Genomic DNA, 12,231 nt, shown 5'->3' on the forward strand with positions numbered 1-12,231 from the left:
TAAAACTATAACTATTTAAATAATAATTGGCTGTAAAAATGAAACGACTCGCAACTATATCTCTTTTCGCTATACTCCTCTGCTTTGCAGCAGGCACATGTTTTGCTGCCCCGGCACAGTCTCCTAAAGAAAGACTTCGCACTGGCATTCAGGATGTTATAGATGTTTTGAACGATCCCCAGTACAAAGGCATCCCCTCAAAAAAAGCAGAGCAAGCTGCCGAAGTACGTGAAAAAATTAAAAATTTCTTCAACTTTCGCGAACTTTCAAAGCGAACTGTTGGACGCCCATGGCTCAAATTTACACCACAAGAAAAAGATAGATTTATAGCGCTTTTCACTGAACTCCTTGAGTATACCTACCTTGGTAGAATCGAGAATTATACAAATGAGAAAGTCTCATTTGACAAAGAGACGATAATAAAGGAAAAATACGCTCAAGTAGATACGCGATTACTTACAAGTAAAGAAATTGTTCCTGTCATTTATCGCTTGAAATTGGTAGATAATGAATGGAATGTTTATGATGTAAAAATTGAAGGCATTAGCCTCGTCAATAATTACAGGACTCAATTTTCAGGTATCATTGATACAAGTTCGGATGCCAAGTTCGAATCCTCGAAAAAAGAGCTGTTTGATCGCTTAGAACAAAAATGTAGCGACTTAAAAAATAAGCCTGCTAAGAAATAAACCGAAATTTGAACTTAAAATGGATACGCCCATGACCATAAAAAATTCAGCTTCTACGACGCTCTTTGCTTTTCTAGTGCTGACTTTCATCCTGCTGACCTTCCCTTCGCAGGTTAGATCAGCGGATAGCTCTGAGCCTATACTTGTTGCTCAAGTTGGATCCGGACTTATCGGAGTAGTCGCTAAAGAAAAAAATCCTGAAGCAATAGCTGATGATGACTTTGACGACAATGTGTGGGGCGACGAGAAAACTCAAATTAGCTCTGCAGACTCAGACCCTTGGGAAGGATATAACAGAGCAATGTTTTCCTTCAATGATTTCATGTATTTCGGCATAACCAAGCCTGTAACTCAAGGTTACATGTACGTGATGCCTCTTCGTCCGAGAACATGGACAAACAACTTTTTTCAGAACTTACTTTATCCTGTCCGCGTAACAAGCTGTCTGCTTCAAGGTAGATTTTACACAGCTGGAGCTGAAACTTCTAAGTTCATTACGAACTCTATTATCGGTCTTGGTGGATTCGGTAACGTCGTCGGAGACCCCGCATCGACGATGCCGCTATACCTTGGCAACGAAGATATGGGACAGACTTTTGGTAAATGGGGCATCGGAAACGGCCCTTACTTTGTCATTCCGGTTCTCGGGCCTTCTACAGTCCGTGATGCGGTTGGACTTGGAATTGATACTTTCGTGCTCAACCCGTTCTGGTGGTTCGGTATTCCATGGTACTACTCTGTAGCTGCGGGAGCTTACAACCAGATCAACAAGCTTTCATTTCACTTAGGTGAGTATGAATCCCTTAAAGAAGGGGCAATTGATCCATACTTGGCTTTAAGAGACGCTTACTTGAGCTATAGAGCTAAACAGATCAATGATCCACAGCGCGACAGAAAGCCAGCGTCTGAGGATGCTACAAATCCAAATGCTGAACCTCAGCCTGCGAATTAATTGAACTGACGTGAAAATAGCTGTTATATCTGATACGCACCTCCGTGAGCCTGATTCCAGACTCACGGAGGTTTTTAATGCCCATCTCAAAAGTGCTGATCTACTCATCCATTGCGGAGATCTAGTTTCTTATTCGGTGTGGAATTTCTTCTACCAACACCAAACTTTTCATGCCTGTCAGGGCAACTGTGACGAATGGGCTCTCTCTGATCATCTGCGCCCGCTGGAAACTGTTAACTTTCACGGATTACGTATAGGCATTGCACATGGGTGGGGCAGCCGATCGCAAGTCTCAACAAATGTTGCGGAATCATTCGGCCCCGACTTTGATCTTGTATGCTACGGACACACTCACATTCAAGACTGGTCTATAGTCAAAGGAGTGCAGATGGTTAACCCCGGCAGCCTCACATCCCCAAGAGACGACAAGCCAGCAAGCGTCGCCATTCTCGACGTAGATGATGAACAAAATATTTCCTGCACATTTGTTCCTGTCGATTAAAACGACTTCCAGTTTGTTAAAAGTTACTTCTGCCTGCATCACCAGTCGTGAAAAAGCCGCTGAAGCCCAAACTTCAACGGCTATAAAAACCTAAATCATATATTTCAATCAAAATTTATCTATTCGAACGGATCCTTAAGCAGCTTATACTCACCGCCTTTCTCTTCAAAAATACCTTGCTGGACCATAGCTGCAAGCATTGGCAAAAGATTATCACTTTCGCCTTTGATAAGCACTTTATCACCCTGCTCCTTAAGATATGAAACAGGAAGATAATCCGCTTTGCCACGCTTAAAAAGAGCTACCAAATATCTTTCTGTAAGAGTCTTGCCTTTTTCCATAAAAATAATCCTCCTTTTAATAATCAGAACTGCTTTAGCCCATCATGAAATTACGCACCCCGGTAAAGAAAATCTGAGCCGCGATGGATGCTACAAACAACCCTGTTAGCCTACTCATAATATTAAGCCCTCGTCTACCTAATAAGCGCTTGAGGCTTGAAGAAATAAACAAGAGAATCCCGACAGTTACCACAGCGCTAACAAGAGCAGCGCACGCTAAAGCCTGATGAGCAAAACCCTCCACGCTTGACCCAAGGACAAGCAATGCCCCAATGGTTCCCGGCCCACATATAATAGGAATGGCAAGAGGAACAACCGCAATATCATTCTGGTCTCCACCAGTTTCATACATCTTTGTTCCTCCGCCTACCATATTAAGAGCAGACAGAAAGAGGACGGATCCGGCACCAATTCGAAATGCATCAAGAGTTATCCCGAACAGTTCAAAAATGTATCTACCATATAGATACAAAACCAGAGAGCTTACTATTACGGACAGAGTGACCTTCACAGCCGTAGTTCGGCGTTCACTGGGACTCATTTCCTGAGTTAATGATAAAAACGCTGATATAGCGAAAAAAGGAGTAAGTATAAAAAACAATTTCAAGTACGTTTGAAAGAATATCGCAAACATTTTTGATACCGCCTGAGTAGATTAATTATCCGATTGAAATTAAAAAAAAAGCCCCTGACAACCGAAGCTGTCAGGGGCAATAATAAACCATAAATTGGTGATTATTTACCGCAGCACTTCTTATATTTTTTGCCGCTTCCGCACGGGCAACTTTCATTTCTGCCGATTTTCGGTTCAGCTCTGCGCTTCGGCTGCTTTTTCTTTTCTTCACCCTCATCATTATCAGAGTATTCAAGCTCTTTCTGAGCTTTATGCTGAAACTCTTCCTCACGAACTTCTTTTTCAATTCGCAAATGACAAAGGGAGCGAACGGTATTCTGTCTGATCCGCTCAAGCATATCACGGAAAAGTTCAAACCCTTCACGCTTATACTCATGCTTCGGATCTTTCTGACCATATCCGCGCAGGCCAATACCTTCGCGCAAATGATCCATATTTAATAGATGCTCTTTCCAGTTACGGTCGAGGGATTCAAGCATAAAGTAACGCTGAATTTCGTGGAAATGTTCTGTCGCATTCTCTCTAAGATTTTCAAGAATCTCGCCAATCCACGTATCCGCCTGCTCGCGCGTAGGCAAAGCTTCTGCAAACTCAGGATTACGGCTAAGACCGAAGATTTCATCCAGCCCGACTTTGACCATTTCCTCTGACTCAGCATCTAAAGGCTTGCCTCTAGCTTCCTCAACAGGGAAATAACTATCATCCAAAATTTCTTCGGTGAACTCAGAAATCATGTCGGTCATATCTTCTGAATACATAACTTCGCGGCGCAGAGTATAAATAACTTCACGCTGTTGGTTCATAACATCATCATAATCCAACAATTGTTTACGTATTTCAAAGTTATGCCCTTCAACTTTCTTCTGAGAATTTTCAATGGCTTTTGAAACCATTTTATTCTCAATAGGCTCACCCTCTTCCATACCAAGCTTATCCATTATTCCGGAAATGCGATCAGAACCGAATAGCCTCATAAGATCATCATCAAGGGCAAGGTAAAAACGAGAGCTACCCTCGTCACCCTGACGGCCGGAACGACCGCGAAGCTGGTTATCAATGCGTCGTGATTCATGACGTTCAGTACCTATAATATGAAGCCCACCCAGTTCTTTAACGCCTTCGCCAAGCACGATATCAGTACCACGACCAGCCATGTTGGTTGCAATCGTGACGTGCCCTTTAAAGCCCGCCTCAGCAACAATTTCAGCTTCTTTTTCGTGATTCTTCGCATTCAAAACTTCATGCGGAGTGCCATTTTTCTTTAGCAAGCTGCCAATTAATTCTGACTTTTCAATGGAGACAGTACCAACAAGAACAGGCTGCCCCTTTTTGTAAAGGTGAGTAATCTCGTTCGCAATGGCTGTATATTTTTCCTGCTGTGTTTTGTAGATAGAATCTGGGTAATCTTTACGAATCATGTCAGTATTCGTTGGAATAACGATTACTTCAAGACTGTAAATCTGTGCAAATTCAACAGCTTCAGTATCCGCAGTACCTGTCATACCTGACAGTTTGTTGTACATGCGGAAATAGTTCTGAAAGGTAATAGAAGCCAAGGTCTGGTTTTCAGATTCAACCTTAGCGCCTTCTTTTGCTTCAAGCGCCTGATGCAAGCCATCTGAAAAACGACGCCCCGGCATTAAACGTCCGGTAAATTCATCAACAATGACAACCTGATCATCTTGTACGATATAGTCAACATCACGTGAGAACAAGTGATGTGCCTTAATACCCTGCATTATATGATGCTGAAAAGAAATGTGCTGGGCGTCGTAAAGGTTATCGATTTTGAGGATGCCTTCACACTTAGTAACACCCTCTTCGGTCATGGTAATAGAGTGACCTTTCTCATCGACTTCGAAATCCTCGTCCCTTTTAAGGAGCGGGATAATCGTGTCGACCTGGGCATACATGCTGGTCGCTTCATCTGATGAACCGGAAATGATAAGCGGAGTTCGCGCTTCATCAATAAGAATGGAGTCAACTTCATCGACAATGGCGAAATTAAGTTCCCGCTGAACAAGCTGCTCTTTGTAGAACTTCATGTTGTCGCGAAGGTAATCAAACCCGAATTCATTGTTAGTACCGTAAGTAATGTCACAAGCATAAGCATCTTGCCGCTCTTGGTCAGTCTGACCGTGAACGACAATACCTACTGTGAGACCGAGAAAATTATATAGTTTACCCATCCACTGCGCATCACGAGTGGCAAGGTAGTCATTGACTGTGATGAGGTGAACGCCTTTACCGGAAATTGCATTCAAAACGGCTGGCAATGTAGCCACGAGGGTTTTACCTTCACCGGTTTTCATTTCCGCAATTCTTCCGCCATTCAGGACCATTCCACCAACCATCTGTACGTCATAGTGACGCATGCCGAGAGACCGTATACCGGCTTCGCGGACTAAAGCAAAAACTTCCGGAAGGAGATCATCAAGTTCTTTGCCTGCGGCGACTTCTTCTTTCCACTGAGCTACTTTTTCAGGAATTTGCTCATCAGTCAGCTCTTTCATCTCAGGTTCAAAAGAATTAATCAGGTCAACTTGCGGCCCGAGTTTTTTAATAAATCTGTCATTACTAGAACCGAATACTGCCGAAAATATTGCGTTAAACATTTAATTTCCTTTTTTGCTCAGCGGCGTAATCCGCAGAATTTATCAATAAAAATAATCAGCTGTTTTCAAGTAAGTCTTTATTCCAAAATATCAAGCCAATGACCCGTAAAAAAATCATCTTTTGTAAGTGTTGCAAGCTGAATAACGCATGCAGAGCAACCAGTCAAAATTTGTGCGCCTGCAGAAACGTTTTTTGTTAATGCTTCTGCACAATAATCACCAACCTGCTTTGAAAGATCAGGCGCGCCGATTTGCATGATGCCACCGAACCCGCAACAAAGATCTTTTTGGACAGGCAATAGGCGATCTCCAGCCATGTTTTCAACCAGTTGCAAATCAAAATCTGGAACAGGAGCATGGCAAGGCTTGTGATAAATGACCTGCTCGGGCCTATTTTCTAATATTGTGATGTCACAATCAACTAAAAGAGATGACAATGGAGTCAGAGCTGATTGCCACTTCTCTAGTAGCTCCTCATTTCCGTCAAAATCATCCAAAGAATATTCCTTAAGCCCTTTCAAACAAGTAGTACAGAAAATGATTAAAAGTGGGCACTCAGAAGCTTTCCAGACATCTATATTAAACTTACGAGATTTCACCTGCCTATCTAATAACCCTGCACTTCCATATGACGAACCACAGCAGGCAAAATCGGATTCAGCAGCGCGAACCAACCCTAATCCGTCCATAAAATGTTCAGCTTTCCGCGCCCAGTCTTTGCGTGCAAAGCTCCCGACACATCCCTTAAATAGCATGACTTTTTGATCATCAAACTTTAAGTCCGGTACAAGCTTTGCCCAAGGAGCGGGACTCTTCGCAAAAAGCGACCCCATCCTTTTTTTTGCAGAGCCAATAGGCTCAGGCAGACTTTCAGGGGAAAATTTAGATAACGCAGCGGCTAAAGGCCAAATGAATCCGGGACTCGAAAGCCACAAATCCCAACAAGTCTGTGTAAAACCTTTCGACTTTGATCTTAAGGCCGAAACAAGTTTTGGACCTGACATATTCTGCGGACAATTCTCTTCACACCTTCCGCAACCGAGGCACAGTCCGGCAAGAGTTTTGAAATCCTTTTCGTTAAGGCCGTCCGAAGAGTCTAAACCATCCAGAAAAAATTTTGCCCGGGGAGTGAGTTCTTCCCGCCCTGTCACTTTAAACAAGGGGCAAACATCAAGACACTTTCCGCATTGCACGCAGGCTTTAGGGGAGGCCATTAGACACCCTTCCCGGGATTCATTATATTATGTGGGTCAAAAATAGCCTTAATCCCAGACATTAACTTCAACTCGGTTTTACCTAACTGCATCCCGACATAATCTGCCTTAGTAAGCCCAATGCCATGTTCTCCGGACAACGTACCGCCGAGAGCGAGTGTCTTTTCAAATATTGCTTTCTTTGCTTTCAACGCACTATCAGACTGACCGGAAGCGGATTTGTCATACATCACGGATACATGAATATTTCCATCACCGAGATGCCCGAAACATAGAACTATAACTCCAAGTTTCCTGCCGATCTCGTGATATTCTTCAATGGCCTGCGCAACTTTCCCGCGCGGAACAGCAACATCTTCTCCCTGCTTATCAGGAGCAAGATTGAATGCTGCGGGACTGATAACTCTGCGAAGTTCCCATAAACGTTCCTGCTGATCTCCGCTACCCTTTTCAATAAAGGTAGTAGTAACAGATAAAAGAGCTTTTTCGATCTGATGCAAGTCAGTTGTGACGGATTCCTGCGAACCATCAATTTTAAGTAGTAGCAGACCACCAGTATCGCCGGACCACGGCACATCAGAATGCATTTCGAGAGCCTTAAGCGTGTTGTGATCCATCAATTCCATAGCTGTAGGCAAAATGCCACAGCCGAAGACTGCGCCAGCACCTTTAAGACATCCCGAGAGATCTTTAAAGCCGATAAGCATGGAAGCTGATGTTTCTGGAAGCGGCAGAAGTTTCAAAGTTGCCTTAGTAATCAACCCGAGCGTTCCCGCTGAGCCGACCATAAGCCTTGTCAAATCAAGACCGACCACATTTTTATGAGTACGCCCACCGGTATTGATAACTTCCCCGCCAGGGAGAACAGCTTCAAGGCCTAGAACGTAATCGCGAGTAACTCCGTATTTCACGGCCCGCATTCCTCCGGCACAAGTAGCAATATTTCCGCCGATGGTGGAAATTTTAAGACTGGCAGGATCAGGAGGATAGAACAGCCCCTTCGCCTCCACGCCTTTTTGCAAATCAGCAGTAATCACTCCGGGCTGCACCACAGCCACGAAATCCTGCGCATCAATATCGATTATTGAGTCCATCCCGAGCATGGAAACAACTACGCCCTTCTTTACTGGAACACAGCCGCCAACTTTGTTCGTAGCTCTTGCTCTAGGATAGATAGGCATGCGCTCTTTTTGCGCCCAAGCAAGCAGTTCTGACACCTGCTGAACAGAGCTTGGCTTTACGAGAGCGAGCGGTTTAGCATGTTTTCTACTGGCATCCACCCCACACGAGAGCAATTCACCTTTGGTGAAACCGCTATCTCCGTCAGGAAAAAGATTTTGCAAAAATTTATGTTGTGATCTGGAGAGCTTATCGGGATAGGACTTCATTACTCGGGTTTCCATACTTTTTCGACACAATCAATTAGGGCTTTTACAATAGGGTCAGCCACGCGCTGCTTATGAAACCCAAAGTATAAACCAACTTCAAGAAAGCCACCCGGCCATACGTAGAAAGAGCCGTTGGTCTCACCCTCGCGGGCTTCGTCATCTCTCATAACAGTTACACCATGCTCAGATCTCACCAACGCATTATGAGCATCTTCACTGTCTGCAATCATAGATTTAACAGGGTCAAGACCTAACAGAGTGAAGGTCTCTTTCAGCTTTTGACTAAAAGGGCATTGAGGCGGTGTCCATATCCAAGGTAATGTGGCCAAACCTTTCCAGCAGGCTGATTCCATTTTTCCTTTCCATGAAATCGGGCCGACAACCCTGAGGACTGTGTTCTCTAGAAAAATGGCTTCCATGTCAACGGGTGGAAGGACAGAATAAAAATAACCGCCATCGATATTCCTACCTAGAACCTCACTTCGCACAGTCCATGTGGGGACCTGAACAAAATTCATGCTGAGTCCGGGGTAATTTTCTTTAATGCACTTTGTAAGCTGCGGAGTCCTTAAATAAATAGGAGAAGTCTGTAACCCGACACTTGCTCCGCCCGAAACTTCTCCGTGAAGAGAATGAGCTTCGGATTTCATTAATTCAACAGAATCAAGAATGACCTGCGCCCTTTTAAGCAGAGTTTCTCCTTCAGCAGTTAGAACCATACCTTTAGGAGTACGCAAAAACAGGCACACGCCAAGCTCTTCCTCTAGCCCCTTGATGTGCAAGCTTATGGTCGATTGACTAGCATACAGATTCTTAGCTGCTCTGGTTAAATTTCCGGCCTCTGCTACTACCGCAAATGTTTTGATCTGGTATAGTTCCATAGTTTTGAAATGATTTTTTAAAGTATTACTCGGCTGCGAATCAAAGCCATTGAAAAACTTAAAGGGGGGCTTCTATTATTCCCGTTGGATTGAATCAAACAAAACAGGCATTAAATATTCATCAGGTTCGGGATATTGTTTTTAACCCACTTAACGAAAAAAGGAGGATCGACATGACCAATAGCATCAGCTCTTTAGTAAGGGAAATTCTGACCCCTGAAAACAGCAACTCAGATTGCGCCAAGCTAAATCCCGTAGTTGGCACTATAAAAATATTTTTCTGGTTCGGAGCTACAATTGCTCTGGTAACCTTGATCGCAAGACTTCAGTAAAAATTTCGATCCTTGACGGACGAAAGGTTGCTATCCCATACCCCGCTTTAATCACCTACCGGCAAGGGGTGATTAAAGCTTATACGGCTCGCTGACTGGCTAATAACTAGCCATTTGGCGGGCCGTGTCTCTTGCAATATCTCTACGCTTTAACTCTTCTTTACGATTGTGCACGTTGCGCCCTTTAGCGAGAGCAATCTGCAATTTAATCTTACCGCGTGAAAAATAAAGGGACACAGGAACTACGGTCAGCCCTTTCTGCTCAGACTTCGTCTGCAATTTCTCTATTTCAGCAGCATGAAGTAGCAATTTGCGCGGGCGATCAGGTTCATGCTGCGAATGACCAGCATGGTCATACGGAGCAATGTGAATACCAATAAGCCACGCCTCGCCATCCTCAAAGTTTATATATCCGTCATTAAAACTTATCTGTCCTGCCCGAAGAGATTTAACTTCTGTCCCGACAAGCACGAGGCCCGCCTCTAAAGTCTCAACAAAATCATAATTTCGGCGTGCCACTTTGTTTCGGGCGATGGTATTGGGACTTTTCTTTTTTTTAGCTTTGGCCATAATAAAATTAACCTGCGATATCTTCGTTATCCAGAAGGGAAGCAAAAAAGACTAACTCTTCAGGATATTTTTTATAAATATTATCAGTAACAAGACGGTTGATCTTTGCAACCGTGCGGCATTGCAAAACTTCTTTAAGCAGCTGTTTACATTCCTGCATTCCAAGCTGACGCAAAATTCTCTTAATTCCCGGAATAGCCTGTGGAGTCAGACTGAGACTATCAATCTGCATACCCATAAGAATCGGTACACAATAAGGGTCTGACGCAACCTCACCACAAAGACTTACTCCAATACCCGCCCTGTGCCCTGCATCAACAACATACTTGATGGAGCGGACAATGGCAGGATGAAGCGGCTGATACAGATAAGAAACATGCGGATTAGTGCGATCGATACCAAGGCTGTACTGAATAAGATCATTGGTTCCGATGCTGAAGAAATCAACTTCCTGCGCCAAAATTTCAGCAATCATAACCGCAGCCGGAAGCTCGATCATAACGCCGACCTGCATATCCGCATCAAAAGGGATACCCTCTGCGGTTAATTCGATCTGAGCTTTAGCCAAAGCGGCCTTGGCCTGATGAACTTCTTTTAAACCCGAGATCATAGGGAACATGATCGATATATTACCATGCACACTTGCCCGCAAAATAGCGCGAAGCTGGGTGTGAAAAAGATCTTCGTGTTTCAAACAAAACCTTATAGCACGCAACCCCATCGCGGGGTTGGCTTCATCGAGAGCACCGAAATATGACATAAACTTATCAGCACCAAGATCCAGTGTCCGCAGAACAACTTTACGCGGCGACATAATCTCAGCAAGCTCGGTATACTTCTCACAAAGCTCTTCTTCATCAGGAAGTTCCTGACGATTCAAATATGCATACTCAGTCCTGAAAAGGCCGACACCTTCTCCTCCGTTATCAATAACGGCAGAAATTTCTTCGACGAGTTCAATATTTGCAAGAACCTGAACGCGATATCCATCTTCCGTTTCTGCCGGAAGCTGACAACTTTTTATAATTGTAGACTGGTAGGCCTCAAACTGAGTTTGCAAAGTATAATAATGTTCAAGTTCTTCTTCATCAGGATCAACCAAAATTTTTCCGGCCAGTCCGTCAACAATAACAAGATCACCATCAACTATACTGCTCTCAATTTTTTCAGCACCGACCAAAGCAGGAATATTCAGCGTGCGCGCCAAAATGCCTGTGTGAGAGGTTTTACCACCAAGAGTGGTAACGAATGCCATCAGCTTGTTAACTTCAAGCTCAATGGTATCAGCAGGGCTTAAATCATGTGCCATGAGCACAGCACGTCCTTCAATGGGACGCAAGTGCTCTTCTCCGCCAATAAGCTTGGCCTGAACTCTCTGAGCGACCTGACACACGTCCTGCATGCGCTCACGGATATATTTATCTTCCAGCGCGCCAAAAGCTTTTTCAAGATCGTTTACAGCTTTATCGAGCGCCCATTCAGCATTTATACACAAGTCATCAATATATTTAGTAGCAGCTTTGAGCAGTTTCGGATCTTTAAGCATCATCAAATGAGAATCAATGATGAGCTTATGCTCTTTCAATTCAGCAGGAACTTTTTCTCGGATCGCCGCGAGTTCGCTAACGGCCTCCTCGAAACCATACTGAAGGCGTTCCTTTTCTCCGGCATTCATGTGCACAGGCACAGTCTGTCGCGGCAAATTTGAAGAAATGCTGCGATTCAAAAAATAGGCTTTACCAATGGCAATACCTGTTGAAACGGAAATACCTGAAACGACTTCTCTGGCCACTACTTTTCTTCTCCAAATTTGGATTTGAACAATTCTTCTAGGCGATCAAGAGCTTCCACAGCATCCGCACCTTCAGCTTTCAGCTCAAGAGAACTTCCCTGTGCAGCGGCAAGAGTCAGAATATCAAGAATGCTTTTAGCATCCACTTCCTGAGAATCACATATAATTGTAATCTCCGCCTTAAAATTCTGAGATTCCTGTGCAAGCTGCGCAGCAGGACGAGCATGCAGACCCAACTGGTTAACTACAATTACGGTCCTTACCACAACGCTCGAAGGCTCATTGGAACTCTCACACAGCGCGCTATTCTCAATCATTTTC

13 protein-coding genes are annotated in these 12,231 nt (G+C 44.0%); 4 read left to right on the forward strand and 9 right to left on the reverse strand.

All coding sequences use genetic code 11. The features are described from left to right. The first annotated feature begins 26 nt into the window (after positions 1 to 26). The 3 genes from BR06_RS0106250 to BR06_RS0106260 are packed head-to-tail and all read left to right on the forward strand — an operon-like array spanning position 27 to position 2,143. Positions 27 to 689, forward strand: coding sequence for a Tgt2/MlaC family protein (locus BR06_RS0106250; protein WP_235727676.1), 663 nt, complete (start codon positions 27 to 29; stop codon positions 687 to 689). A 31-nt stretch (positions 690 to 720) separates the two neighbouring features. Further along, positions 721 to 1,641 carry an MlaA family lipoprotein gene (locus BR06_RS0106255; protein WP_031481372.1) on the forward strand — a complete coding sequence of 307 codons (921 nt, stop codon included), beginning with the start codon at positions 721 to 723 and terminating at the stop codon, positions 1,639 to 1,641. A gap of 10 nt (positions 1,642 to 1,651) precedes the next feature. Further along, positions 1,652 to 2,143 (forward strand): metallophosphoesterase family protein, encoded by a 492-nt coding sequence (locus BR06_RS0106260; RefSeq protein ID WP_031481374.1) that lies wholly within the window; start codon positions 1,652 to 1,654, stop codon positions 2,141 to 2,143. A 119-nt stretch (positions 2,144 to 2,262) separates the two neighbouring features. Here BR06_RS0106260 and BR06_RS0106265 read toward each other — a convergent pair whose 3' ends face one another. The 6 genes from BR06_RS0106265 to BR06_RS0106290 form a co-directional block, all read right to left on the reverse strand. Further along, a complete protein-coding gene (locus tag BR06_RS0106265; RefSeq protein ID WP_031481376.1) occupies positions 2,263 to 2,484 on the reverse strand; it encodes a hypothetical protein in 222 nt (73 codons plus the stop codon). Between the two features lie 34 nt (positions 2,485 to 2,518). Continuing rightward, entirely contained in the window at positions 2,519 to 3,118 is a 600-nt protein-coding gene (locus BR06_RS0106270) for a MarC family protein (RefSeq protein WP_031481378.1), read from the reverse strand. Between the two features lie 101 nt (positions 3,119 to 3,219). After that, complete coding sequence (secA, locus tag BR06_RS0106275; protein WP_031481380.1) at positions 3,220 to 5,733, reverse strand: preprotein translocase subunit SecA; 2,514 nt, start codon at positions 5,731 to 5,733, stop codon at positions 3,220 to 3,222. A 77-nt stretch (positions 5,734 to 5,810) separates the two neighbouring features. Further along, a complete protein-coding gene (locus BR06_RS0106280; RefSeq protein ID WP_031481382.1) occupies positions 5,811 to 6,947 on the reverse strand; it encodes a (Fe-S)-binding protein in 1,137 nt (378 codons plus the stop codon). Next, positions 6,947 to 8,335, reverse strand: coding sequence for an FAD-binding oxidoreductase (locus tag BR06_RS0106285; RefSeq protein ID WP_031481384.1), 1,389 nt, complete (start codon positions 8,333 to 8,335; stop codon positions 6,947 to 6,949). The genes BR06_RS0106280 and BR06_RS0106285 overlap by 1 nt, the downstream gene beginning before the upstream one ends. Further along, complete coding sequence (locus BR06_RS0106290) at positions 8,335 to 9,216, reverse strand: LysR family transcriptional regulator (protein ID WP_031481386.1); 882 nt, start codon at positions 9,214 to 9,216, stop codon at positions 8,335 to 8,337. The genes BR06_RS0106285 and BR06_RS0106290 overlap by 1 nt, the downstream gene beginning before the upstream one ends. Before the next feature lie 173 nt (positions 9,217 to 9,389). On the opposite strand from BR06_RS0106290, the gene BR06_RS20300 reads away from it, so the two are divergent. Further along, positions 9,390 to 9,548 (forward strand): hypothetical protein, encoded by a 159-nt coding sequence (locus BR06_RS20300; protein WP_156952668.1) that lies wholly within the window; start codon positions 9,390 to 9,392, stop codon positions 9,546 to 9,548. 99 nt (positions 9,549 to 9,647) lie between these two features. Here BR06_RS20300 and smpB read toward each other — a convergent pair whose 3' ends face one another. From smpB to BR06_RS0106310, 3 genes are read right to left on the reverse strand one after another with little or no spacing between them, the layout of a single operon-like run. Next, a complete protein-coding gene (smpB, locus tag BR06_RS0106300) occupies positions 9,648 to 10,118 on the reverse strand; it encodes an SsrA-binding protein SmpB (RefSeq protein ID WP_031481388.1) in 471 nt (156 codons plus the stop codon). 7 nt (positions 10,119 to 10,125) lie between these two features. Next, entirely contained in the window at positions 10,126 to 11,910 is a 1,785-nt protein-coding gene (ptsP, locus tag BR06_RS0106305) for a phosphoenolpyruvate--protein phosphotransferase (RefSeq protein WP_031481390.1), read from the reverse strand. Further along, positions 11,910 to 12,227 (reverse strand): HPr family phosphocarrier protein, encoded by a 318-nt coding sequence (locus tag BR06_RS0106310; protein WP_031481392.1) that lies wholly within the window; start codon positions 12,225 to 12,227, stop codon positions 11,910 to 11,912. Before BR06_RS0106310 ends, ptsP begins: the two co-directional genes overlap by 1 nt. Positions 12,228 to 12,231: the final 4 nt, after the last annotated feature.

This window comes from Maridesulfovibrio frigidus DSM 17176, assembly GCF_000711735.1.
Classification (GTDB): domain Bacteria; phylum Desulfobacterota; class Desulfovibrionia; order Desulfovibrionales; family Desulfovibrionaceae; genus Maridesulfovibrio; species Maridesulfovibrio frigidus.